Source organism: Nocardia sp. NPDC005825 (genome assembly GCF_040630175.1).
In the GTDB taxonomy this organism is placed as follows: Bacteria; Actinomycetota; Actinomycetes; order Mycobacteriales; family Mycobacteriaceae; genus Nocardia.
This window is the reverse complement of record NZ_JBEXXC010000006.1, coordinates 366856-391386: the sequence shown is the minus strand read 5'-3', so window position 1 is coordinate 391386 and position 24531 is coordinate 366856. Positions and strand designations below refer to the sequence as shown.

17 protein-coding genes and 1 tRNA gene are annotated in these 24531 nt (G+C 69.6%); 9 read left to right on the top strand and 9 right to left on the bottom strand.

Annotated features, from left to right (window positions below; translation table 11 throughout):
• Window position 1: 1 nt before the first annotated feature.
• Window positions 2-937 (bottom strand): tyrosine-protein phosphatase, encoded by a 936-nt coding sequence (locus ABZ382_RS19515; RefSeq protein ID WP_357090618.1) that lies wholly within the window; start codon window positions 935-937, stop codon window positions 2-4.
• Window positions 938-978: 41 nt separating this feature from the next.
• Complete coding sequence (locus ABZ382_RS19510) at window positions 979-2457, bottom strand: cellulase family glycosylhydrolase (protein WP_357090616.1); 1479 nt, start codon at window positions 2455-2457, stop codon at window positions 979-981.
• 172 nt (window positions 2458-2629) lie between these two features.
• On the opposite strand from ABZ382_RS19510, the gene ABZ382_RS19505 reads away from it, so the two are divergent.
• Window positions 2630-3340, top strand: a complete 711-nt coding sequence (locus ABZ382_RS19505; protein WP_357090614.1) for a hypothetical protein — start codon at window positions 2630-2632, stop codon at window positions 3338-3340.
• A gap of 55 nt (window positions 3341-3395) precedes the next feature.
• On the opposite strand, the gene ABZ382_RS19500 is transcribed toward ABZ382_RS19505, so the two are convergent.
• Window positions 3396-4340, bottom strand: a complete 945-nt coding sequence (locus tag ABZ382_RS19500) for a LysR substrate-binding domain-containing protein (protein ID WP_357090612.1) — start codon at window positions 4338-4340, stop codon at window positions 3396-3398.
• 228 nt (window positions 4341-4568) lie between these two features.
• On the opposite strand from ABZ382_RS19500, the gene ABZ382_RS19495 reads away from it, so the two are divergent.
• From ABZ382_RS19495 to ABZ382_RS19485, 3 genes are all read left to right on the top strand, one after another.
• Window positions 4569-5468 (top strand): tyrosine-protein phosphatase, encoded by a 900-nt coding sequence (locus ABZ382_RS19495; protein ID WP_357090610.1) that lies wholly within the window; start codon window positions 4569-4571, stop codon window positions 5466-5468.
• A 70-nt stretch (window positions 5469-5538) separates the two neighbouring features.
• Window positions 5539-6279: a fused MFS/spermidine synthase gene (locus ABZ382_RS19490; RefSeq protein ID WP_357090609.1), complete on the top strand. Its 741-nt coding sequence runs from the start codon at window positions 5539-5541 to the stop codon at window positions 6277-6279.
• A 148-nt stretch (window positions 6280-6427) separates the two neighbouring features.
• Complete coding sequence (locus ABZ382_RS19485; protein ID WP_357090607.1) at window positions 6428-7000, top strand: hypothetical protein; 573 nt, start codon at window positions 6428-6430, stop codon at window positions 6998-7000.
• Here the strand turns inward: ABZ382_RS19485 and ABZ382_RS19480 are convergent.
• Both ABZ382_RS19480 and ABZ382_RS19475 read right to left on the bottom strand, forming a co-directional pair.
• Window positions 6990-8258, bottom strand: a complete 1269-nt coding sequence (locus ABZ382_RS19480) for a YncE family protein (RefSeq protein WP_357090606.1) — start codon at window positions 8256-8258, stop codon at window positions 6990-6992. The two genes, ABZ382_RS19485 and ABZ382_RS19480, sit on opposite strands and share 11 nt — an antisense overlap.
• Before the next feature lie 246 nt (window positions 8259-8504).
• Window positions 8505-8586 (bottom strand) — tRNA-Leu (locus ABZ382_RS19475).
• A gap of 390 nt (window positions 8587-8976) precedes the next feature.
• Between ABZ382_RS19475 and ABZ382_RS19470 the strand changes: the two genes are divergently transcribed.
• Window positions 8977-18315, top strand: a complete 9339-nt coding sequence (locus tag ABZ382_RS19470; RefSeq protein ID WP_357090604.1) for a fatty acid synthase subunit beta domain-containing protein — start codon at window positions 8977-8979, stop codon at window positions 18313-18315.
• 209 nt (window positions 18316-18524) lie between these two features.
• On the top strand, window positions 18525-18947 hold the full coding sequence (locus tag ABZ382_RS19465) for a holo-ACP synthase (protein ID WP_357090602.1): 423 nt from the start codon (window positions 18525-18527) through the stop codon (window positions 18945-18947).
• A 19-nt stretch (window positions 18948-18966) separates the two neighbouring features.
• Here the strand turns inward: ABZ382_RS19465 and ABZ382_RS19460 are convergent, their stop codons facing one another.
• Window positions 18967-19605: a TetR/AcrR family transcriptional regulator gene (locus tag ABZ382_RS19460; RefSeq protein ID WP_357090745.1), complete on the bottom strand. Its 639-nt coding sequence runs from the start codon at window positions 19603-19605 to the stop codon at window positions 18967-18969.
• 307 nt (window positions 19606-19912) lie between these two features.
• On the opposite strand from ABZ382_RS19460, the gene ABZ382_RS19455 reads away from it, so the two are divergent.
• On the top strand, window positions 19913-21226 hold the full coding sequence (locus ABZ382_RS19455) for a hypothetical protein (protein WP_357090600.1): 1314 nt from the start codon (window positions 19913-19915) through the stop codon (window positions 21224-21226).
• Window positions 21227-21312: 86 nt separating this feature from the next.
• Here the strand turns inward: ABZ382_RS19455 and bcp are convergent, their stop codons facing one another.
• Entirely contained in the window at window positions 21313-21786 is a 474-nt protein-coding gene (gene bcp, locus ABZ382_RS19450; protein ID WP_357090598.1) for a thioredoxin-dependent thiol peroxidase, read from the bottom strand.
• A gap of 142 nt (window positions 21787-21928) precedes the next feature.
• On the opposite strand from bcp, the gene ABZ382_RS19445 reads away from it, so the two are divergent.
• Complete coding sequence (locus tag ABZ382_RS19445) at window positions 21929-22153, top strand: DUF3618 domain-containing protein (RefSeq protein ID WP_357090596.1); 225 nt, start codon at window positions 21929-21931, stop codon at window positions 22151-22153.
• A gap of 172 nt (window positions 22154-22325) precedes the next feature.
• Here ABZ382_RS19445 and ABZ382_RS19440 read toward each other — a convergent pair whose 3' ends face one another.
• Window positions 22326-22628 (bottom strand): excalibur calcium-binding domain-containing protein, encoded by a 303-nt coding sequence (locus ABZ382_RS19440; RefSeq protein WP_357090594.1) that lies wholly within the window; start codon window positions 22626-22628, stop codon window positions 22326-22328.
• 318 nt (window positions 22629-22946) lie between these two features.
• Here ABZ382_RS19440 and ABZ382_RS19435 point away from each other — a divergent pair, with 318 nt between their 5' ends.
• Window positions 22947-23411: a MarR family winged helix-turn-helix transcriptional regulator gene (locus tag ABZ382_RS19435; RefSeq protein ID WP_357090592.1), complete on the top strand. Its 465-nt coding sequence runs from the start codon at window positions 22947-22949 to the stop codon at window positions 23409-23411.
• Between the two features lie 33 nt (window positions 23412-23444).
• Here the strand turns inward: ABZ382_RS19435 and ABZ382_RS19430 are convergent, their stop codons facing one another.
• Window positions 23445-24503 (bottom strand): crotonase/enoyl-CoA hydratase family protein, encoded by a 1059-nt coding sequence (locus ABZ382_RS19430; protein WP_357090590.1) that lies wholly within the window; start codon window positions 24501-24503, stop codon window positions 23445-23447.
• Between the last annotated feature and the right edge of the window lie 28 nt (window positions 24504-24531).

The window sequence follows — 24531 nt, the reverse complement described above, 5'->3', positions numbered from 1 at the left end:
GTCAGACCAGCAGCTTCGCACGCAGCGCGTCGATCGTGGCCTGATCCAGGCCCAGCCCCTCGCGCACGTACTTGTCGACACTGCCGTAGAGCCGGTCCACTTCGGCGAAAGCGGAGTGCAGCCAGGACAATTCGACTGCCTTCGGATCGCCGAGCTGCGTGTTGCTGGCCAGGAAGTCGGCGTTCACCACATCGCGGGGCACCCCGAGCAGCGTGAGCAGCACGGCGGTCGCCCAGCCGGTGCGGTCCTTGCCGGACATGCAGTGGTACATCGTCGCGCCGCTGTTGTTGGCCGCGATCGAGCGCAGCAGCGTGCCGAAGGCGACGTCGGAACCGTGGAAGTTGACCATGAACGGGTAGCCGATCGACTGGCCCATGTTCGAGGAGTCGTTGATCAGCCCGTCGATCACCGCGCGGCCCAGCGTGATCGGCGGGAGTTCGTGGAAGCCGATGCCGCTGTCGAAGCTGACCACGTCGGCGACCTTGTAGGTCGCGCCGGTCGGCACCCGGTCGGGCGCGCTGCTGCGCTCGGAACCGTTGCGCAGGTCCACGTCCAGGTTCACCCCGGCGGTGACCAGCGTGGCCAGATCGGCGTCGGTCAGCTTGTCGATGCGGTTGGAGCGGAACACCACGCCGGAGCGCACCGTGTGGCCGTCCGTCGTGCGATAGCCGCCGATATCGCGGAAGTTGCGCGCCCCGTCCAGCCGGATGGCGGTGACGGCGGGGGCGGGCAGTGTGGACACCGGGTCGTCGACGTTGGCCGAACCCGAATCGGCCGAGCCCGAGGAGCCGAAACTCCCGGAGCCGGAACCGGATCCGGAGGCGATATCGCTCGGCTGCGCGGTGGCGGGCGCGGCGCCCAGGGCCGCGCCCAGCGCGATGAGACCGGCCATGGCCACGGCCGCGGAATCGGTGCGGAACTGCTTGCGTGAAGACACAGAAGACCTACTAACTGTGGGGAGCGCCGGAGCGGGCCCCGTCAGGACTGTTTGATCGAGTAGGAGCCGACCGTGGTGCCGGTCAGCTGCCAGCCGCCCTCCACCTGGGTGAGGGTGAGGTCGGAAACGTTGGTGGACTGGACATTCGGGCGCGCGGTGCCGGGGTACCAGGCTTCCACACGACCGGTCCCGGCGCCGGTGAAACCGTTCGCCGTCACGGTGGAGAGAGTGCCGGGGACCGCGCGCGGATACGCGCGCGACACCGGGCGGGCGTAGCCGGGAGTCAGACCCAGCGGAACGCCGGAGGGGCAGTCGATGCGATTCAGGTTGCCCTGCACCTTGTTGGTATTGCCGTCGCGCACGCTGTGCGGATCGCCGCAGGCCTGCTTCCACGCCCACCAGGTGCCGCCCACGCGATTCGCGTTGAGCTGGTCGATGAACCGATCCACCTTGGGCGCATCGGAACTCGGGTCGCCGAACCAGCCCCACTCACCGGTCCACAGGGGCGCCTTGTACTTGGCGGCGGCGTCCAAGCCGATCTTGAAGCCCAGCTCGATGCTCGGGAAGGCGTTGACGACATTGATGGACTCGCTGTACAGGTGCGGGGAGAACACCGCCAGCGGATCGGTGATGTACTTCGCGGGCGGGGTGGCGTCGATGCCGAGGGCCGACCAGATCGCGCTGGGCTCGAAGATCGCCAGATGCGGAGCGCTGCCGTGCTCGGCCTGCCGGATGGCCGCGATCACCCGCTGATAGAACTTGCCGAGCTGGTCCGCCGCCGAGAACGGGTCGCGCAGACCGGGATTGGGCTCGTTGAGCAGGTCGTACCCGGCGATCGCGGGCTCGTCCCTGAACTCCGCCGCCAGCTTGGCCCAGGTGTTCACCAGATGCCCCTGGATGCCCTGGGTGTCGTCGTAGAAGTTCTGGAAGGAGCGGGCCACCGCCGGCGCGGTCTCCCGGACCCCGCCGAAATTGCAGGTGGTCCAGCCGTCGGTGAGGGTCGCCCACGCGGGCGCGCCGTCCCAGCCGATGCCGGGCTTCATGAAGATCGGGCAGCCCTGGCCCTTCGGCGTGCCCACGGCCTTGCCCCACGCGTCCTGATGCATGTCGAGCACTGTGTAGATGCCGTTCGCCTTGGCGTCGTTCACGGCCGTGTGGATCCGGGCCAGGTACGCCTGGTCGAACGCGCCCGGCGTCGGTTCCAGCGCGGACCAGGCCAGATTCAGCCGCACCACGTTGAAGCCCAGCGCCGCCATCTGCTCGAAGTCGGTGTGATCCAGCGGCGCCGCGGTCGGCAGCGGCTGATCGTTCTGCGCGTAGTCGTTGAGCTGATTGACATTCGTGCCGCGCAACAACACCGTGCGACCGGTGACATCGGTGATCACGCCGTTCGAGACGGTGAGCTGAGGCAGGGTCCACCCGCCCGGTGCCGCGGCCGCCTCCGGCGTCTGGGCGGCGATACCGGTGAACAGGAGCGCCGCAGCGGCGGCGGGGGCCAGGAAGCGGCCTCGCAATGGCATGTCGAACCTCTCGTGGAGCGTGCACCGAAAACCTAGTGGCACAGCCGTCCCAGAGGGAAACAGTAGATCTCCGCCGATTGACAAGGGGAGGTTGTCAATGCATCGCGAATTCGGATTTCAGTCCGATTCGGTTGTGCTCTAGCGTTTCTCGCGGAACAGCGGGAAGGGAATCATGAACGAATTTTCGAAACTCACCGCGGAATTGGCGACGGTCGCGTTGGTCATGTCCGGTGCGGGAATTGCCGTCGGCGCCGGGACCGCGGCCGCCGACACCGCCCCCGCCGCGTGCGAGCAGTCCGGCCACGACACCAAGAACGACTGGTCGACCGTGTGGATAACCCACACCTACGACAAATACGTGAGCGCCTCCACCGCGGCGGCCGGCACCCAGATCACCTACAAGATCGTCGTGGGCACCACGAGCATCGGCAATCCGTACGTCAATTCGATCACCGATTACGCCCCTCCGGGATTCGGCAGGCCGATCAAATCGTCGGTCACCGCGTACCATTTCGGGCGCGGCCAGCAGACCGAGGATGTCACCGCCGAGCCGAACGGCGGCGGGTGGAGTGTCAACAGCACCGGATGGTTCGTCAATTCCGGCAACCCGGTCACCGCGAATTTCACCTACCTGGTGCCGAATACCGTCTCGGCGGGTCAGCGCGTGGTCAGCGGCGGCATCGGCGTGGGCGGCACGGTCGGCGTCGGCACCGACCGCCCGAACCTGACCGCCTGCTTCACCGCACGCGCCGCCAATCCCGGCGAGGCCGTACTGGGCAGCCTCGGCGACAGCGGCCTCGGCTCGGCCGACAACCAGCTCAGCTCGACCGGTTCGGTCACCGACATCCTCACCGGTGTCCTGAAGAACCTGATCGGAAGCTGACAAGACTCCCGGGCCACGGCTGTTGCGCGGCCGCCGTGGCCCGGGACCCCTTGCCTCAGGACGACATCGCGGGCGCGGCGTGCTGGCGCTCCTGCAGGCGGGCGACGAGATCCGGGTTCTCGTCGCGGACCCGGCGGGCCACCTCGACGAACGAACGCACCAGCGGGCTGCGGCTGCCCGCGCGCCAGCACACCGCGACCTCGTTCGGGGCGGCGTCGATCACCGGGATCACGCGCACGCCAGGCCATTTGATCCAGGCGGCGCACGGGACGGTCATGGCGATGCCCGTGCCCGTCGCGACCTGGTGCAGCTCCTCGAGCAGGGTCTTGACCGCGTGGACGGCCGGAGCGGAGCGGCCGTCGCGGTGGGACTCCAAGCGCCAGAAGGCATTCCACACCGGGTCGGCGGGGCCGGAGGCCAGGATCGGGTCGTCGAGCAGCTCCGCGGCGCTGACCTCGGTGCGGGCGGCCAGGCGGTGGCGGGCGGGCAGCATGGCCATCAGGGGCTGGCGGAACAGCGGCTCGAAGCGCAGGCCGTCGTCCACGAAGGGGCGGCGCACGAACGCGACATCCACCTCGCCGTTCGCCAGTCCGGCCGACGGGGTCTCGTAGGTGAAGTGGCTCAGTTCGATGGTGACCTCGGGGTGCTCGGCCCGGAAGGCGGCCAGGATCGGCTCGGTCAGGGTCAGCGCCGCACCCTCGAGGCAGCCCAGGACCAGCCGGTCGTGTTCGCCACGATGCACCGCGCGGGCCTCTTCGAGTCCGGAACTCAAGGCGGCGAACACATTTCGGACATGCTTCAGAAACGCGGCCCCGGCGGCCGTCAGCTCCACCTGGCGGGTCGTCCGCGCGAACAGGGTGACGTCCATATCGTGTTCGAGCTGCTTGATCTGGGTGCTCAGGCCCTGCTGGGAGATGTGCAGCCGCTGCGCGGCGCGGGTGAAGCTCAGCTCCTCCGCGACGGCGACGAAGTACTGCAACTGCCGGGTGTGGACCTCCATGCGGGCAGTCTAGGCAGGTCAGGCGACTGAAATGAGTGGTTTTCCCAAAGCTTCGGGGAACATGGGCAACTTCGCGGCACCGCAAGCCCTGTAGGCATCGATTCGGCCCGACATCAGGGGATGTCCCACTGAACGAGACCGGCCGGACTGTTCTCTGTCTGGTTTCCGCCGGTTCACTCCGCCCGCGTAGATCTTTCGGCGATCAACACGCGATTAGGAGTGAGTCAGTTGTCAGTTTCGTGGCGTCGTACCGCCGTCGTTGTCGCGCTCAGCGGCGGGCTGCTGGTCAGCCCGCTGCTCGGAAACCTGGCGGGCGGGGAGCTGTCGGCGCTGCCGGCCGCCGTCGCCAAGCCCAGCCAGAATCAGGTCGCCGACGCTCCCCGCCTGGCCAGCGTCGACAACTTCCGTGACGTCGCCGGCACCGGCGCGGGCTACGACGCGCAGGGCAGCCACCACGTCAACAAGGGCGTCTTCTACCGCTCGAACGCGTTGACCCCCAACGACGCCGACCTGGCGACCCTCACCGGTCTGCACCTCGGCACCGCCTTCGACCTGCGTACCAGCGGCGAGATCGCGGCCAAGCCGGACCGCCTGCCGAGCGGCACCTCCTACGTCAACATCTCCATCCTGAGCGGCGACCTGTCCGGCTCCATGGGCAACCTCACCAGCCCCGAGGCCGCCCGCGAGGCCATGCGCTCCCTCAACCGGCAGTTCGTCACCGGCGCCTACGAGCGCGCCCGCTTCGCCGACCTGCTGACCCAGCTCGCCGACCAGCAGGGCCCGGCCGTGTTCCACTGCACCGCGGGCAAGGACCGCACCGGCTGGACGTCCTACCTGCTGCTCAGCCTCGCGGGCGTCGACCAGCAGACCATCATGAACGACTACCTGCTCACCAACGAGTACTCCGCGAAGTCCATCGCGGCCACCCTCGCGCAGATCACCGCCGCCAAGGGCGCCGGCGCGGCCGCCGTCTACCAGCCGCTGCTGGGCGTCGAGGCGAGCTTCCTGCAGGCAGGAATCGACCAGCTCACCGCCGATTACGGCTCGGTCGACAAGTACCTGAAGGACGGGCTGGGGCTCAAGGGTCAGACCATCGAGCAGCTCAAGCACAAGCTGATCCAGAAGTAGGGCTCGGCTCCGGCGGGTCCCCCGAGGCAGCGCTGCGGGGAACCGGCTTCGGTCCTGCGATCATGTACCGATGAGTAACCGGTCACGGGACGTGCGGTTCGGGCACGCCGAGCTACGCGCCGACGCGGAACGGCCGGGCGGGTGGCTGCTGACCGTCAACGGCATCGCCCAGTCCTACATCGACCTGGACGACCCGACCTATCTCGAACTCGAGTACGTCCGCTACTTCGGGTACGTGGTCGACTCCCTGGAACCCGCCGACGCACCCCTGGACGTGGTGCACGTCGGCGGGGGCGGCTGCACCTTCCCGCGCTATCTCGCGGCCGTGCGGCCCGGCTCCCGCCACCTGGTCATCGAGGCCGACGAGGCGCTGGCCGAATTCGTCGACGAATGCCTCGGCCTGCGCTCGGTACCCGGGCTCGACCTGCGGCTCGGCGACGGCCTGACCGAAATCGCCACCCTGCCAACGGCTTCCGCGGACCTGGTGGTGGCCGACGCCTTCGAGGGCCTGCGCATCGCCCAGGGGATCACCGGCCCCGCCTTCACCGCCGAGGCGGCCCGCGTCCTGCGCCGGGACGGCCTCTATCTGCTGAATCTGGTCGGCACCCGCCACCATCTGGACGATATCCGCGCGGCCTTCCCGTACCGGGCCATGCTCGACGGCGACGTCTTCGCCGGCTACACCGGCAACCAGGTCCTGGCCGCCAGTCGTGCTCCGCTGCCGCTCGAATCCCTCTATCGCCAAGCGGAACAAGCCTTTCCGCCGGTGCGCGTCGCGGCCGAAGCTCCCGACCCGCTGCCCGGACGGTGAGCCATCTCACCGGAGTCGCACCGAACTTGGGGGACACAGCTTTACAGTCGGTCATCGAAACGCCATCGCCGCGTCACCGCCCCGGCACCGTCGATCACGAGACTATTCCTCGCACCCGGTGCCGGTCGTCGAGCCTCCACTTCGCCCGGTGTCCGCTCTCGACGCGACACCTCCGTTCATGCCCTCGCGTCGGCCACGGACCGCGGACACCTTCGGCACCGGGTGCACCCCCACCGTGCGTCCGGAGGTCCCGATGTTCGAATCGTGTTGTTCCCCTCGTGAATCGGCCCACGTGCTCCGCGCCCGCTACGGCCTACCCGTCGAGCTCTACGCCGACCGGCCCCTGCTCACCCTCGGCGCGGCCGTCGAAGCCCTGACCCTCCCCGAACCGCTCGGCCGTCAGGTCCTCGACCGCCTGTCCGAGCTCCCGTCCACGCCCGTGATCGCCGACCCGCGCGACCGCCGCTGGACCTTCCTCGTCGCCCCGCCCCTCCCGAATCATCGTGTGCCCCAGCGGCTTCGCACCTTCCTCCAGGGCTACTCGGTGACGCTCCCCGCGCCCGGCACCCGAATCATGCTGCCCACCAGCGACCAGCCCGGCGGCTGGCACTGGGCCGACGAGCCCGAACCGGGCGGACTCCGCCTGCCCCACCGCGCCGTGGCGCTGTCCGCGGTCCGCCGGGCGATTCTCGAAGGCCCGCCGGCCCGCCTCACCGGGTAGCGGTCGGCGACTTCCAGTCCGCCGGAAGGTGTCCCAGGCGGACGCGTTGCGGATGGTCGCCGACCGGCACCGAGGTGATCTTCGCGCCGGTGGCGAAGTCGATGGCGGTGACCTGGTCGGCGGCGCTCTCGGAGATAACGCACGCCTTCCCGTCGCCGCTCACGGTGGCCCAATACGGCTTGGCGGCGGGGACCAGCGGACCCGTCGACAGATCGGAGAGGGTGACGACGGTGGCGTAGTCGTCCATGGTTCCCGCGACGCACAGCTTCGTTCCTGCCGGGTCCATCGAAAGCCCATGGTGGCGTGAGTCGTTGACCCACGTGGTGCGGTCCGGGCTGGTGGCCGGATTCTTCGGCAGCTCGGCGACCCGCAGGATCTTGTCGGCCGCCACGTCGTATTCGAGGAAGCCGTTGAAGAACGACACCTGGAAGTAGAGCTTCGACTCGTCGGGCAGGAAGGCGACCGGGCGGATCGCGTCGGACAGATCCTTGCGACCGAACGCGTCCAGCCGCTCCCGCATATCGATGGTCTTCACCACCCGATAGGTGCCGGCGTCGGCCACGGTGATCTTGCGATCGCCCTTCGTCCAGTCCAGCAGCGGATCGTCGAACGGCGTGTTCACATCCCCGATCGCCATATTCCAGATCGTTCCGTCCTTGGCGAAGACGTTCTCGTGCGGCTTGTCACCGGTCGGGAACCGCCCGAGCTCGACCCCGGTCTCGATGTCCAGCACATGCACGACATTGCCGGTCGAAGCCGACACCGCGACCTGCCGCCCATCCGGCGACACCGCCATGTGATCGGCGCGATTGCCCGCGACCGCGAACCGCCACTTCAGTTTTCCGGTCGCGCTGTCGATGGAGACGACGTCGGCGAAGCTGGGCCGCGACGCCACCACCGCCGACCCGTCCGGCGTCGTGTACATGTCGTCGACGTACTGGTCGTGCCCCTCGCCGACGGTCACCCGGATCCCGAGGAAGTAGGCCAGCCGCACCGGATTCAGATAGATCTCGCGCAGCCGCTCGTCCTTGTCGGGGATCAGGTTGATCGATCCGATCTTCGCGAAATCGCCACGGGCCCTGATGATGTCGGCGGTCCCCTCCCAATTACTGCCGACCAGCATCACTTCCATCAGTCCGGGATCCGCGCTCGCGGGCGCGAGTCCCGTGCCGAACGATGCCGCGATCAGCGCCGTGGCCAGAACGGCCGCCGAGCGCCGCGTACGGCCGCGTCGTGAGGTGCGGGATGGAACTCGCATGGAACGCCCTTCGGTTGCGAATCTGGGTGCGGGTAAGGCTATTCGGTACCCGATATTCCAGCCGGGGAAAGTTCGCGACGGAAGGTCTTTTCCGGTCGTGGAGGGGGTGGGACCGGACAGGTGCGGACGAAAGCCGCAAAGGGTTTGCCAGATGGTTGCGGCATGGTCTGCGGAGATCGTTGGCTATCCCTGGGAATTGGGCAAAGCGGACGTCCCGGCCGAGCTCGGCCGGGACTGCGGAATGTGTGCGCGAGGCGGGACTTGAACCCGCACGTCCTAGGACACCAGAACCTAAATCTGGCGCGTATGCCAATTTCGCCACTCGCGCTAACGGTACGACCGTCCAAACTTTACCGGGTCTAACGGGGATCGCGAAGCATCGGGGACGTGTGGCGTACTGGTCGGTAACCTCACCTGCAATTATAACGATTTAATAACTGCCAATGTGAGGGAGGCTCACGTTTCCTACATCGGCGTAACCGAGCTCACCAGCGGCTTCAAACATGAGGGAGGGTCATGTTTCTGATTATTCTGGTACGGGCGTGCAGAAATACTCGGCGGTAAACGCCTGGTCGGCGGGTCAAACATGAGGAGATCCTCATGATTTTGTGCGATCCTCGGCATCTACCAGGGCCTGCGGGCCGGAGGGATACCTGCGCACCGTGAGCGCGGTCCAGTCCTGTGGAGGCGGGCCGCCAGGAGAAGGAAGTCGAACGTCTTGACGATCAACGAGAGCACCGGGACCGGATCGAAGTCCAGGGCGGCGGGGAAGTCACGGGAGAGCGGGATCAGGTCGTCGCTGCTGGACCGGTTGCTGGAGGGCGCGCCGTACGCGCTCGCCTTCGGCGGCCAGGGCGCGCAGTGGCTCACCGAGCTGGAGGAGATCGGGCGTGACTCCGCGCTCGAGCCCGAACTGACCACGCTGGTCAACGAGGCCGCCGCCGCGCTGGAACCGATTGCGGCGCAGCTGCTCGTGGTCCGGCCGGTCGGGTTCGACCCCATCGCGTGGATGCTGGAAGAAGAAATCGCCGACCCGGAGCAGGGGGAGGTCTCGGGAGCGCCGTCAGCGCAGGTGTTGCGCTCCGCCGCCGTCTCCATGCCGGGTGTGTTCCTGACCCAGATCGCCGCGCTGCGCGCGCTGCGCCTGCAGGGCCTCGACATCGTCGCGCACGCGCCCACCGCCGTCATCGGCCACTCGCAGGGCCGTCTGGCCGCCACCGCCGCTGAGGCGCACGGCCGGCGTGACGCCGAACTGCTGGCCATCGCCCAGCTGATCGGCGCCTCCGCCAGCCTCGTCGCCCGCCGCCGCGGCCTGCTGCCGATCGGTGAGAAGTCCCCGATGGTCGCGGTCTCCAATGTCGAGCCCGAGGCCCTGAAAGCCGTTGTCGCCGAGGTCATGACCGGTGTCGCGCCGGAGAAGGCCGCCGTGCTGTCCATCCGCAACGGCCGTCGTCGCGCCGTGCTCAGCGGCCCGGTCGCCCAGCTCGACCGCGTCCGTCAGCGCGCCGCCGAGATCAATGCCGAGCAGGCCGCCGAGCGGGACGCCAAGAAGCGCGGCGGCGCGGTCTTCGCCCCCGTCTTCGAGGACATCACGGTCGAGGTGGCCTTCCACCACCCGGCGCTCGCCGAGACCGTGGACCTGGTCCGCGGCTGGGCCCAGCAGTGCGGCCTGGACGCCGACCTGGCCGCCACCCTCACCCAGGAAGTGCTGGTCGACCCGATCGACTGGGTCGGCATCGTCGACGAGACCGTCACCGCGGGCGCGCAGTGGATCCTCGACCTCGGCCCCGGCGACCTGCTGACCCGTCTCACCGCCGGTTCGCTCAAGGGCACCGGCGTCGGTGTGCTCGCCGCCTCCACCCGCCCGGGCCAGCGCAGCCTGTTCACCCCCGGCGCGGCCCCCGAGGTCGCCCCGGCCTGGAGCGAATTCGCGCCCAAGCCGATCCGCCTGCCCAACGGCCGCGTCGTGGTGGAGACCTCCTTCACCCGCCTCACCGGCCGTTCGCCGATCCTGCTGGCGGGCATGACCCCCACCACGGTCGACGCGAAAATCGTTGCGGCCGCGGCCAATGCCGGCCACTGGGCCGAGCTGGCCGGTGGCGGTCAGGTCACCGAGCAGATCTTCGCCGACCGCGTCGAGGAGCTGAAGAGCCTGCTGCAGCCGGGTCGCGCGGTGCAGTTCAACTCGCTGTTCCTGGACCCGTACCTGTGGAAGCTGCAGCTGGGCGGCAAGCGCATCGTGCAGAAGGCCCGCACCGCCGGTGCGCCCCTGGACGGCGTCATCGTCACCGCCGGCATCCCGGAACTCGAAGAGGCCGTGGGCCTGATCGAGGAACTGTCCGAGGTCGGCATCACCCACGTGGCGTTCAAGCCCGGCACCGTGGCGCAGATCCGCGCCGTGCTGCGCATCGCCGACGCGGTCCCCGGCTACCCGGTGATCATGCACATCGAGGGCGGCAAGGCCGGCGGTCACCACTCCTGGGAAGACCTCGACGACCTGCTCCTCGACACCTACGCCGAGCTGCGCGGCCGCGACAATGTCGTGGTCTGCGTCGGCGGCGGCATCGGCACGCCCGAGCGCGCCACCGAATACCTCACCGGCGCTTGGTCGCAGCAGCACGGCTACCCGGCCATGCCGCTGGACGGCGTCCTGGTCGGCACCGCCGCCATGGCGACCCTCGAGGCCACCACCGCCCCCGAGGTCAAGCAGCTGCTGGTCGACACCCCCGGCACCCCCGACTGGGTCGGCGCGGGCACCGCGGTCGGCGGCATGGCTTCCGGCCGTAGCCAATTGGGCGCCGACATCCACGAGATCGACAACGCCGCCTCCCGCACCGGCCGCCTGCTGGACGAGGTCGCCGGTGACGCCGACGCCGTGGCCGCGCGCCGCGCCGAGATCATCGCGGCGCTCGACGGCACCGCCAAGCCGTACTTCGGCGATGTCGCCACCATGACCTACCTGGAGTGGCTGGAGCGCTACGTCGAGCTGGCCGTGGGCCTGGACCGCCGCAAGGACTTCGACTGCGGCGCCGACTTCGCCGACGCCATCGCCGACGCCACCCGCTCGGTCTGGCTCGACATCACCTGGCGCGACCGGTTCGCGGAGATGGTGCGCCGCACCGAGTCCCGTCTCAACCCGGCCGACCGCGGCGAGATCGCCACCCTGTTCGCCGACGACTCCGACTTCGAGACCCCGGTGCAGGCCATCTGCACCCTGAAGACCGAATACCCGGCCGCCGCCGACACCGTGCTGCACCCGGCCGACGTGCCGTTCTTCGTGTCGCTGTGCAAGATTCCGGGCAAGCCGGTCAACTTCGTCCCGGTCGTGGACCAGGACGTGCGCCGCTGGTGGCGTTCGGATTCGCTGTGGCAGGCCCACGATGCCCGCTACACCGCCGACCAGGTCTGCATCATCCCCGGCACCGTCGCCGTCGCGGGCATCACCCGCGTGGACGAGCCGGTCGGTGAACTCCTCGACCGCTTCGAGCAGGACACCGCCTTCGCCCTGGTGCGCGCGGGCGTGGTCCCGGCCGCCGTGGACGGCCGCCGCCGCACCGAGGTCGCGGGCGGACTGCTCGACATCGTGCTGGCCGCACCGGATGTGCAGTGGGCCGGCCGCACCACCGTCAACCCCGTCCACCGCCTCGGCGATCTGGACGAGTGGGTCATGAACGGCAAGGGCGCCAAGCACCCGCCGACCGGCGCCACTCTCTCCGCCACCGACGGCCCCGAGAGTGATTGCGCCTACCTGGAATTGGCGGTCCCGCTGCTGGGCACGGACGCCGTCCGCATCCGCATGACCGTCCCGGTCTCCGTGTACAACGGCGGCGCGCCGGTCGTCACCGAGGACGACGCCGAGGCCGCCATGTCGGCGCTGCTCGCGGTCGCCGCGGGCCAGTCGCTGCCCGAGGTCAAGATGGTCGACGGCGCGCAGGTCGCGCACGTCAACCTGGCCTGGAGCCCGGACCTGATCGCCGACCACGCCGGTGTCACCGGCGCGGGCCTGCCGGACAGCCTGTCCACCCTTGGCCGCACCGCCCCCGACGTGCTCGTGGGCGCTTGCTGGCCCGCCGTTTTCGCGGTCCTGGGCGCGACCCGCACCGCGGACTCGCACTCCGTCATCGAGGGCATGCTGGACCTGGTCCACCTCGACCACCAGATCGAGCTGCTGGGCGCGCTGCCCGCCGAGCACGCCGTGCTCGCGGTCCGCGCCGAGTCCGCCGAGGTGCTCGACACCGACCTGGGCCGCGTCGTCGAGGTCAAGGTCACCGTCGGCGTCATGCGCGACCACGGCCTGGAGACCCCGGCCGTCGCGACTCTGGTGGAGCGCTTCGCCATTCGCGGCCGCACCGGCCAGGCCGAGCTGTCCGACCCGCCGCGCGCCGCCGGCTCGCTGTCCGACGACGCCACCGACACCCCGCGTCGCCGCCGCCGCGACGTGGCCCTGGTGGCCCCGCGCGCCATGGGCGCCTTCGCGCACGTGTCGGGTGACTTCAACCCGATCCACACCTCCGAGAACGCCGCCCGCCTGGCCGGTCTGGGCACTCCGATCGTGCACGGCATGTGGCTCTCGGCCGCCGCCCAGCACGCCGTGTCGGCGATCGACCTGGGCGACAAGGTGCCGCCGCGCACCATCACCGCCTGGACCACCCGCTTCCTCGGCATGGTCCGCCTCGGCGCGCAGATCGACGTGCGCGTGGAACGCGTTGCGGTGGACCACGGTTCGGAGATCGTCGAGGTCTCCTGCCGCATCGACGGCAACCTGGTGATGACCGCCACCGGCCGCATCGCGCCGCCGAAGACGGTCTACGCCTTCCCGGGACAGGGCATTCAGGCCAAGGGGATGGGCCTGGACGCACGCACCCGGTCCAAGGCCGCCAAGGAGATCTGGGACCGCGCCGACAAGCACACCCGTGAGGCCCTGGGCTTCTCGATCCTGGCCGTGGTGCGCGACAACCCGACCTACCTCAAGGCGCGGGGCGTGGAATACCGCCACCCGCAGGGCGTCCTGCACCTGACCCAGTTCACCCAGGTGGCCATGGCCACCCTCGGTGTGGCCCAGGTCGCCGAGCTGCGCGAGGCGGGCGCCTTCATCGAGGGCGCGATGCTGGCGGGCCACTCCGTCGGTGAGTACAACGCCCTCGCCGCCGCGGCGGGCGTGCTGCCGCTGAACGCGGTGCTGGAGGTCGTGTTCCAGCGCGGTTCGGCCATGCACGAGCTGGTGCCCCGGGATGCCCAGGGCCGCAGCGACTACCGCATGGCCGCCATCCGCCCCTCGCAGATCGGCATCGCCGACGACGAGGTCATCGGCTGGGTCAAGGGTCTGGGCGAGCAGGCCGGCGAGTTCCTCGAGGTCGTGAACCTGAACCTGCGGGGCGCGCAGTACGCGATCGCGGGCACGGTGAAGGGCATGGAGGCGCTCGAGGACGAGATCGAGCGTCTGCGCGCCGAGACCGGCGGCAAGCGCGCGTTCGTGCTCATCCCGGGCATCGACGTGCCGTTCCACTCGACCGTGCTGCGCGCCGGCGTGCCGGAGTTCCGCACCAAGCTGCTCGACCTGCTGCCCGCGGACCTGCAGCCGGAGCTGCTGATCGGCCGCTACATTCCGAACCTGGTGCCCAAGCCGTTCAACCTGGACCGTGAATTCGTCCAGGAGATCGCGGATCTGGTGCCGTCGGAGCCGCTGGCCGAGGTGCTGGCGAACTGGGCCGACTGGTCTTCCGAGGCCAAGCGCGTCGAGCTGTGCCGCGTGGTCCTGGTCGAGCTGCTGGCCTGGCAGTTCGCCAGCCCGGTCCGCTGGATCGAGACCCAGGACCTGCTGTTCACCGATGTGGAGCACGGCGGCGTGGGCGTCGAGCGGTTCGTCGAGATCGGTCTGGCCGCGACGCCGACCGTGGCGAACCTGGCCTCGAACACGTTGAAGCTGCCGCAGTTCGGCAATGCCGTCGTCGAGGTGCTCAATATCGAGCGCGAGCGCGGCATCGTCTACTCGACCGACAACGACCCGGCCCCCGTGGAGGAGCCGGAGGAGACCTCGGCCGAGACCGCTTCCACCGCACCGGCTCCCGCCGCTGTCGCCGCCCCGGCCCCCGTGGCCGTGCCGACCGGCGGCCCGACCCCGGACGACATCGCGTTCTCCGCCGCCGACGCCACCCGCGTGCTGATCGCGCTGTGGACCAAGCTGCGGATGGACCAGATCGGCCCGGTGGACACCATCGAGGGCCTGTGCGACGGCGTGTCCTCGCGCCGCAACCAGCTGCTCGTCGACCTCGGCGCGGAGCTCTCGCTCGGCGCCATCGACGGTGCCGCCGACGCCGACATGGGCGCGCTGTCCAACACCGTCGACCGCCTGGCCCGCACCTACAAGCCGTTCGGCTCGGTGCTGTCCGACTCCATCGGCGACCACCTGCGCAAGGTGTTCGGCCCGTCCGGCAAGCGTCCGGCGGCCATCGCCGACCGGGTCAAGAAGACCTGGGGTCTGGGCGACGGCTGGGCCAGCCACGTCACCGCCGAGGTATCCCTCGGCACCCGTGAGGGCCAGTCGGTCCGCGGTGGCGACCTGGGTGGTCTGGTGGCGGGCGGACTGTCGGACGCCGCGTCCGTGGACGCCGCGATCGACGCCGCCGTGCAGTCCGTGGCCGCGCGCCGCGGAGTCGCGGTCTCCATGCCCTCCGCCGGTGGCGGTGCGGGCGGCGCGACCGTCGACGCCGCCGCGCTGGGCGAGTTCACCGAGCAGATCACCGGCCGCGACGGCGTGCTGGCGCAGGCCGCCCGGGTGATCCTGGAGTCCCTCGGCCACGCCGAGCAGGCGTCCGCGCCGGAGGCCACGGAGGACACCCTGGTGGATCTGGTGTCGGCCGAACTGGGTTCGGACTGGCCGCGTCTGGTCGCCCCCGCGTTCGACGCCAAGAAGGCCGTCCTGATCGACGACCGGTGGGCCTCGGCCCGTGAGGATCTGGCCCGCCTGTGGTTCGGCAACGACGGCTCGCTGCCCGCCGAACCCGCCGTCGAGGGCTACCTCGGCGCCGGTGAAGCCGTTGCGGCGCAGGCCACCTGGTGGCGCAACCGCGCCATGAAGGAGGCCCGCTCGGTGCTGGCGGGCGTCTACGGCGCCATCGCCGAGGCCGCGCTCGGCTCGGCCGAGCCGGGCGTCTGGTCCTCCGACATCGCCGTGATCACCGGCGCCAGCAAGGGTTCCATCGCGGCGGCGGCCACCGGCCGGCTGCTCGCGGGTGGCGCGACTGTCGTGGTCACCACCTCCAAGCTGGACGATGACCGCCTGGGCTTCTACAAGCAGCTCTACCGCGACAACGCCCGCAAGGGCGCGGCGCTGTGGGTGGTTCCGGCGAACATGGCCTCCTACACCGACATCGACGCGCTCATCGACTGGGTCGGCACCGAACAGGTCGACAATGCCGGTGGCGCCAAGATCCTGGTCAAGGAGGCGATGACCCCCACCCTGCTGCTGCCGTTCGCCGCGCCCCGCGTGGCCGGCGACCTCTCCGACGCCGGCGCCCGCGCCGAGATGGAGATGCGGGTGCTGCTGTGGTCGGTGGAACGCCTGATCGGCGGCCTGTCCGCCATCGGCGCCGACCACGACGTGGACGCGAAACTGCATGTGGTGCTGCCGGGTTCGCCCAACCGCGGCATGTTCGGCGGGGACGGCGCCTACGGCGAGTCCAAGGCCGCCCTGGACGCCATCGTCGCCAAGTGGCGTGCGGAGACCTCCTGGTCCGAGCGGGTCACCCTGGTGCACGCGCTGATCGGCTGGGTGCGCGGCACCGGCCTGATGGGCGGCAACGACCCGCTGGTCGAGGCCGTCGAGAAGGCCGGCGTGCAGACCTGGTCCACCATCCAGATGGCCGACGAGCTGCTCAAGTGGTGCACCTCGCGGGCCCGAGTGGTGACCGCGTCCGGACCGCAGCAGATCGACCTCACCGGTGGTCTGGCCGGGGCCAAGCTGGATCTGCCCGCCCTCGCCAAGGAGGCGCGCGAGCAGGCCGAGGCCGCGGCCGCCGACTCCGAAGGCGTTGACGGCTCGACCATTTCGGCCCTGCCCGCTCCGCCGACCCTGAGCTCCAAGCTGGTCACCCCCGAATGGGGTTCGGTCACCGCCGATCTCGACGACATGGTCGTCATCGTCGGCGCGGGCGAGCTCGGCCCCTACGGTTCGGCGCGCACCCGCTTCGAGATGGAGGTCTCCGACCAGCTCTCCGCCGCGGGCGTGCTGGAGCTGGCCTGGACCACCGGCCTGGTCACCTGGGAGAACGACCCCAAGCCGGGCTGGTACGACACCGAATCCGGTGAGTACGTCGAGGAATCCGAGCTGGCCGACCGCTACCACGACACCGTGGTGGAGCGCTGCGGCGTCCGCCGCTACGGCGACGACGGCGCCATGATCGAGAACGCGGCCCCGCTGCTCACCTCGGTGTTCCTGGACAAGGACCTGTCCTTCGTGGTCAACACCGAGGCCGAGGCCCGCGCCTTCTTCGCCGCCAACCCGGAGCAGACGGTCGTCACCCCGGTCGCCGGAACCGGCGACTGGCAGGTGACGCGCAAGGCGGGCACCGAGATTCGCGTGCCCCGCAAGGCCAAGCTGACCCGCACCGTCGGCGGCCAGATCCCCACCGGCTGGGACCCCACCAAGTGGGGCATCTCCGCCGACATGGTGAGCTCGGTCGACCGGGTGGCGCTGTGGAACATCGTCTGCACCGTGGACGCGTTCCTGAGCTCCGGCTTCAGCCCCGCCGAACTGATGAGCTGGGTGCACCCGGCCATGGTGGCCAACACCCAGGGCACCGGTATGGGCGGCATGTCGTCGATGCGCTCGCTCTACATCGACAACCTGCTCGGTGAGCCGCACGCCAACGACATCCTGCAGGAGGCCCTGCCCAACGTCGCCCTGGCGCACGTGGTGCAGAGCTACGTCGGCTCCTACGGCGGCATGATCCACCCGGTCGCGGCCTGCGCGACCGCGGCGGTCTCCGTCGAGGAGGGTGTGGACAAGATCAAGCTCGGCAAGGCCGACCTGGTCGTGGCCGGCGGTTACGACGATCTCGGCATCGAGGGCATCGTCGGCTTCGGCGACATGTCCGCCACCGCCGACTCGGCCGTCATGTCCGCCAAGGGCATCAGCGACCGCTACTTCTCCCGCGCCAACGATCGTCGCCGCGGCGGCTTCGTGGAATCGCAGGGTGGCGGCACGGTGCTGCTGGCCCGCGGTTCGGTGGCCCTGGAGATGGGTCTGCCGGTGCTGGGCGTGGTCGCGTTCGCGCAGTCCTTTGCCGACGGCGTGCACACCTCGATCCCGGCTCCGGGCCTGGGCGCCCTGGGCGCGGGCCGCGGTGGCCCGGAGTCCAAGCTGGCCAAGGAACTCGGCAAGCTGGGCGTCGGCGCCGACGAGATCGCGGTCATCTCCAAGCACGACACCTCCACCGCCGCAAACGATCCCAACGAGTCCGAGCTGCACGAGCGGCTGGCCTCGGCGATCGGGCGCTCGGAAGGCGCTCCGCTGTTCGTCATCTCGCAGAAGACCCTCACCGGTCACGCGAAGGGCGGCGCGGCGGCGTTCCAGATGATCGGCCTGTGCCAGGTGCTCGAGCAGGGCGTCATCCCGCCCAACCGCAGCCTCGACTGCGTGGACGAGAAGATGGCCCAGTACCCGCACCTGGTGTGGCTGCGCGAGGCGCTGACGGTGGGAGATCGCTTCCCGCTCAAGGCCGGTCTGGTCACCTCGCTCGGCTTCGGCCACGTCTCCGGCCTGGTCGCCATCGTGCACCCGCAGGCCTTCGTGGAGGCCATCGCCGACGCCGAGGCGCGAGAGGCCTACCAGCGCAAGGCCGAAGAGCGTCAGCTCGCGGGCCGTCAGCGCTTCGCCGAGGCGATGTGCGGTGGCGCTCCGATGTACGAGCGGCCCGCCGACCGCCGCCTGGGCGGCGACGGCACCCCGGCCAAGCAGTCGCGGCAGCTCGAGGCCGACATGCTGCTCTCGCAGCAGGCGCGGCTGGGCTCCGACGCCGTCTACGTGACGGCGCCGCAGGGACCGGCGTGCCGCTAGGCCGCAATGACCGGCCTGCCGGAATGTAGCTCACGGCAGGTCTGACACGGCGGGTTCGTGTCCCGTGCTCCGCGCGAGCACCGGGACGCGGGCCCGCCGTTCCATGTCGGTGATCCGACGGAAACGCGCGGAGCCTACGGTGCCGTAGGTCCGCTGGTATGTTCGCAGCCAATTCGACTGCACTACGAGGAATCTAGGAGTCCCGCACTGTGACGATCCTGGGTATCGGCCTGGACTTGGTCACCATCTCCGAGTTCGCCGAGCAAATGGAACGCACCGGAACCACCATGCTCCGGGAGAGTTTCACCGCTGGGGAGCGGCGCTATTGCCAAAGCAAGGGCACCGATCCGGCACGCAGCTTCGCCATCCGCTGGGCCGCGAAGGAGGCGGTCATCAAGGCGTGGGCGTCATCGCGCTTCGCCCGCAGCCCGCAGATCGGCGACAATCCGTATCCGCTGATCGAGGTCGTCAACGACGCCTGGGGGCGGCCCAGCATCAAATTGCACGGGCTGGCAGCGGAATTCCTGCCGCGGGCGCGAGTTCACCTGTCGCTCACCCACGATGGCGACACCGCCGCCGCCATGGTGGTGCTCGAGGATCCGGGCGAGATCGCCGATCTGATCCGCGACTGACGCGGATCGCGGGTGCGCGCTACTCCGGATCGAAGGTGGTGCGCTGCCCGCCGGATCGCGATTCCTTCTCCGCGATCAGCAGATACGCCACCATGAGGCGCTTGAGCTCGGCGACGGCGTCCTCGTGGGCCAAGCCGTCCTGTACCGAGAAGTTCAGCATCGAGTACACGACGTGCACCAGTACCTGCGCCATCATGGAGCGGCGGCCGCGCGGGGTGCGCGGCATCAGCGGGCGCAGCATCTGCGAAACCGCTTCGGCGAACTCCTTTTCGTGGATCGCGCCGGTGGCCCGGGTGGACGGGGTGGACTGCATGGCCAGCCACACCTCGCGCCGGGAGGGGTCGGTCATCCACAGGTCGGCCAGGTGGTCGACGAGCTGGGTCATGTGCCGCAGCCAGTCCATGGACGGGATCTCGCCGTGGAAGTCGGCCAGCTCCTGCGAAACCGCCACCAGGTCTTGGCGATTCAGCTCGCAGACGATGACGTACTTGTTGGCGAAGAACTGGTAGAGCGTGCCGATCGGCACCTCCGCGCGGGCCGCGACCTCTTCGCAGGTGAACGATTCGAAGCCGACCTCGACCAGTAATTCGCGGGAGGACTGCAACAGGGCGTCGAACTTGCGCTTGGATCGTTCCTGCGTCGGGCGGCGACGGGGCATCAGCTCCTGCGGGTCGTCCTGCAGCTCCAACGCAGGGTCCGGTCGTCGCGCCGACCTGGTTCCCGTGCGTGCTTCCACGCTCAACAGCCTACGGGTTACGACACGCGCATGACACGCTGCGGTAGTTCGTGTGTCACCGAATCCGACCCATCCGAGCCGTCGTCGGCTCCGAAGAATCATCGCAGCTGCCTCTCAGCTGCGGTTCTCCGTCGAAAGGGGCCCGGCCTCTTTCGAACCCGGTTCGTCCTCGGTTCTCCTCTCTCGACCGCGTGATCTTCGCCTGTACGTCGACGTTGGAAGGCTGATTGTGGTTGCTTCTACCCCTGCCCGTACCGCGGTGACGCTCGGCGTCGCCACCGAGCGCGGCACGGTGCGCGCCGTGGCCCTCGCCGACACGGGCGACAAGCTGACCGAGCGCGTGGTGCTCGAGCGCGTCCTGCCGATCGGCGGAGATGCGAAGGCCGACTTGGCGGTCGCGGTGGAGACGGCGCTCGAGGACATCGCGGACAAGATCGGCGCGGATCGGGAGATCATCGGCGCGGCCGTCACCTACCGTGACGCCGCCGAGCGGCGCGCCATCGTCACCAAGCTGGCCGCCGGTCCCTGGCACGACGCCTCGCTGGTCTCGGCCAAGGCCGCGCACCTGGCGGTGGCACGAGCCATGACCTGGGTGGACGAATTCGAGGACCTCGCCATCTGCGAGGTGGTGCCCGGCTTCCAGGCGTTCTCCCTCATCTCGCCGGACCGCGCCCGGGTGCTCGCCGCGGTGACGCTGACCGGCGGCGCGGCCACCGACGACGCCATGCGTTCCGCGGTCACCGCCGCCTGGGACCAGTTCGACGCGGCCGGGGTGAAGCCGGACGCGGTGGTGCTGATCGGTTCCGCCGCAACCGAATCGGCCGTGGTGGCGGCGCTGGAGTCCGGCTTCGGCGCGCCCGTGATCCCCTGCCAGGTGGCGGCGGCCGCCCCGGCCCTCGGCGCCGCGCTGACCGCCCTGCCCGAGGCCGAATTCGCGGGGGAGGTGGCCGAGCGCATTCGCCGGGCCCGTGGTTCCGCGGCGCTGTTCGCGGCGGCCAGCGTGCTGGCGGGCGGCCTGGTGGTGGGCGGCGTCCTCGCCTCGGGCAGCGAGTCCAAGAAGGTGCCCGAGCCCGTCCTCACCGATTCCCGGGTCACCGCCGACGGGCACGACGGCGAGCACCGGATGGGTGACGCGGCAGTCCCCGGCCAAGACTCGGGTTCCGCCCTCGGGGCCGACGGCCTGCCCATCGGCCCGGTGGCGGGGGAGGACGGTGTGTCCCCGAACGCGGACCCGCAGCCCGCGACCGAGTTGCAGCCCGGCGATGTGGTGACCGTCGACCCGGCCACCCTGAACTGGGGCCCGGCGCGTTCGGGCGGGAAGCCGCGGCCGTTGATCAAGGCCGAGCCGGAGTCCGCGATGGCCTCGAGCCCGGAGTCGATCATCCCCGCCCCGACCCGCACCGCGGGCTCCCCGGGCGAATCCGGCTTGTTCCCGGGCGAACTCGCGCCGCCGACACCGGGCACCGCGGAGTTCTCCTCCTGGTGGGACAACCACTGGCGCATGATGCTGCAATGGGCCGCCCAGATGATGCCCAAGGTCTAGCAGATCGCACCCTGAAGTCCTGACCTGACGAGCCCCGGTCCGCGGTGCGGATCGGGGCTCGCTGTGTGTTCGGCGGAGGTATCCGCCTAGACCGACAAATCGCGGCGGAGCTTGGCGACGTGGCCGGTGGCCCTCACGTTGTACTGGGCGACCTCGACCTTGCCGTTCTCGTCGATCAGGAAGGTGGAGCGGATGACACCGGTCACCTTCTTGCCGTACATCATCTTCTCGCCGAAGGCGCCGTACGCGGCCAGCGTCTCCTTCTCCGGATCCGACAGCAGCGGGAAGGTGAGCTGTTCGGTGTCGCGGAACTTGGCCAGCTTGGCCGGCTTGTCGGGGGAGACGCCGATGACGTCGATGCCCGCGCCGTCGAGATCGGCCAGGCTGTCGCGGAAATCGCAGGCCTGCTTGGTGCAGCCGGGAGTGCTGGCGGCCGGGTAGAAGTACACGATCACCTTGCGGCCGCGGTAGTCCGACAGCGAGACGTCCTTGCCGTCGGCATCGGGCAGGGTGAAGGCGGGCGCGGTGTCCCCGGGACTGAGTCGGTGATTCTCGGTCATGCCGCCACGCTAGTCGACGGGCTCGAGCCGGTGTTGGCGATACACTCTCGGCAGGTCGGCTCGCCTGCGCGTGCGTCGCGCGCGAGCGGCCCCGATTCGACGGCGCCGCGGATTCCGCGCGGCTTTCAGACAGGAGTGTGACGTGGCGAGAGATACCGAGGCGATCGAGCGGGAGATCGAAGCCGCACGCAACCGGCTCGCGAGCACCCTCGACGAGCTGGCGGTACGCGCCGACCCCCAGCGGCTGGCGGAGAATGCCAAACAGTCCCTGGTGGCCAAGATCAACGAGCCGAAGATCAAATACAGCCTGATCGGCGCGGGCGCCCTGATCGCGACTCTGGTCGTGGTGAAGATCTTCCGCCGCTGAGCGTCAGCCGGACCGGGGGCGACCCGGAACCCGAACACGAATGTGGCCCGGTCCAATTGGACCGGGCCACATTTCTTCGTGCCGGGGACAACTGTGGCCCGGTCCGTCCGGACCGGGCCACGCGCCTCGGTGGGGTTTCAGGGGTTCACCCCTGAGGGTCCCGAGAGTTGGGTCACACCGTCGGGCAGGCCATGCCGGTGCCGTCGGGGTCCAGGTGCGGGCTGTAGCCGGGCTGGCCGCGGAACAGCGGAGCGGCGCCGGCGGCGCGGGCCTGGTCGCAGTTCTGGTACACGGGGCCGCCGGCGGAGCCGGTCTGGCTGAGACCCGCGGAGCCGGTGGCGGCCGAACCGGTGTCGATGGCGGAGGATCCGGTACCGGCGGATCCGGTGATGACATCGGCGGTGGCGACAGTCTGGGCTGCGATGGTCGTCAGGCCCGCGACGCTGGCGGTGACGAGTAGCCGGCGAACGTTCATGTATTCCTCAATGTCGGCGCGGTTAGGGTTAGCTGGCCCGAGTGTTCTGGCGCAACGTTGCATTGTCAACCGGATGAGCTATGCATAGAGGTGAATTAGGGGATTTACCCCGAATGCCGGAACCTCTTCTGCCACTATGTGTCTCATTCGTCCTGACCGAAATGCGCTCGGGCATTGACGATTTCCGCCAGAACTACGCAAATCGAACGGTCAGTACTGTACCGAAGGTTGCATCCCGGGGGTGGCACGGATTCTCCGTGAACTTCCTGAGGATTGTCATGGTGTCCATGTCAACTATTTCCCGATACCATGGAAGTCATGACGCGCTGGCTGACCGATGAGGAACAGACGACCTGGCAGTCCTTCATCCGCATGCGGCAACGCCTGGACTCGGCGATCGCCGCCGGACTGACCCGGGACGGGCTGTCGTTCTCCGACTACGAAGTGCTGGTCGCGCTGTCCGCGGCAGATGGCCAGCTGCGCGCCAAGGAACTGGGCGCGGAGATCTGCTGGGACAAGAGTCGCCTGTCCAAGCATCTGTCCCGGATGGCGACCCGTGGCCTGGTGGACCGCTGCCAAGCCGCCGACGACGCCCGCGGCCGCGAGATCCGGCTCACCGACGCGGGCCGCGCCGCCCTCGAGGCCGCCGCGCCGAATCATGTCGAGCTGGTGCGTCGGCTGTTCATCGACGAGATGACCGCCGAGGAGGCGAAGGCCGTGCGCTCGCTGGCCGACCGCGTGGTCGCCGAGGTCGAGCGCACGGATCCGGACGGGATCGGCTGAGCCGCGACCGGCGGGGTCGCCGACCCGGCCCGACTACGCCTCGGGCTCGGCCGGTTTCGGGTCGCCCGCGGGCTTCTCGAATTGCGCGCGCTTCCAATCGCCGAACGGCTCGTCGCGTTCCCGCACGGCCTCGCGGAAACCGGCGGTGGCCGAGCGCAATTGGAAGGCGTAGCCCTCGCGGGTGTGCCGTGAGATCCCGTCGAACACGGTGCTGACCATGCCGGAGTTGGCCACGCCCTGGCTGAGCAGCGCGCTGTTGAGGGCCAGCTTCGCCATGACCAGCTGGTTGATCGGCACCATCGAAATGCGTTCCAGCAGTTCCTCGGTGCGCGCGTCCAGTTCGTCGGCGGGCGGGGCCTCGATGGCGAGGCCCCATTCGAGGGCCTGTTTGCCGCTGAGGCTGTCGCCGGTGAACAGCAGGCGCTTGGCCCGCTGGTCGCCGACGCGGTGCGCCCACATGCCCGCGGCGGGGATGCCCCAGGTGCGGGTGGGCGGGTAGCCGAAGCGGGCGTCGTCGGCGCAGATGATCTGGTCGGCGAACAGCGCGATATCGGTGCCGCCCGCGATGGCGAAGCCGTGCACCTTGGCCACGGTCGGCTTGTTGGCGTGCAGCAGGCTGGAGAAGCCGCGGTTGAAGCGCGACATCATGGCGTAGTCGACCATGGGATCCCAGGTGGCCCAGGGATTGTGATTGCGCGCCTGCACGACCGGATCGAGCACGCTGCCCTCGGCGGGCTGGGCGCCCTCGGCCGGTTCGAGGCCGTTCTCGGCGAAGATCGACAGGTCGTAGCCGCCGCAGAAGCCCTTGCCGCGTCCGCTCACCACGATGACGTGCACCCGCGGATCCAGGTCCGCGCGTTCGACGGCCGCGGCCAGTTCGATCGGGGTGTCGACGGTGATGGCATTGCCGCGCTCGGGCCGGTTGAAGGTGATGCGCGCGATCCGGCCGGTCACCTCGTAGGTCAGGGTGCGTCCGGTGTATTCGTTCACCGGTTCCGGGCGGCCAGCGAACAGCGAGTCGTCGCCACCGGTCAGGTCGTCGCGCCAGGCGGCCGGTCGGGTGCCGGCGTGGTTCTCGTAGTCGGGGGACACTCAAGCAGTGAACCCTGGTTCATTTCTT

Excerpts from the sequence above, each read along its gene's own strand:
- ABZ382_RS19510 (WP_357090616.1), bottom strand. The coding sequence starts at position 2,457 with ATGCCATTGCGAGGCCGCTTCCTGGCCCCCGCCGCCGCTGCGGCGCTC.
- ABZ382_RS19435 (WP_357090592.1), top strand. The coding sequence starts at position 22,947 with ATGACGCGCTGGCTGACCGATGAGGAACAGACGACCTGGCAGTCCTTC.
- ABZ382_RS19505 (WP_357090614.1), top strand. The coding sequence starts at position 2,630 with ATGAACGAATTTTCGAAACTCACCGCGGAATTGGCGACGGTCGCGTTG.
- ABZ382_RS19440 (WP_357090594.1), bottom strand. The coding sequence starts at position 22,628 with ATGAACGTTCGCCGGCTACTCGTCACCGCCAGCGTCGCGGGCCTGACG.
- ABZ382_RS19460 (WP_357090745.1), bottom strand. The coding sequence starts at position 19,605 with ATGCCCCGTCGCCGCCCGACGCAGGAACGATCCAAGCGCAAGTTCGAC.
- ABZ382_RS19500 (WP_357090612.1), bottom strand. The coding sequence starts at position 4,340 with ATGGAGGTCCACACCCGGCAGTTGCAGTACTTCGTCGCCGTCGCGGAG.
- ABZ382_RS19480 (WP_357090606.1), bottom strand. The coding sequence starts at position 8,258 with ATGCGAGTTCCATCCCGCACCTCACGACGCGGCCGTACGCGGCGCTCG.
- ABZ382_RS19490 (WP_357090609.1), top strand. The coding sequence starts at position 5,539 with ATGAGTAACCGGTCACGGGACGTGCGGTTCGGGCACGCCGAGCTACGC.
- bcp (WP_357090598.1), bottom strand. The coding sequence starts at position 21,786 with ATGACCGAGAATCACCGACTCAGTCCCGGGGACACCGCGCCCGCCTTC.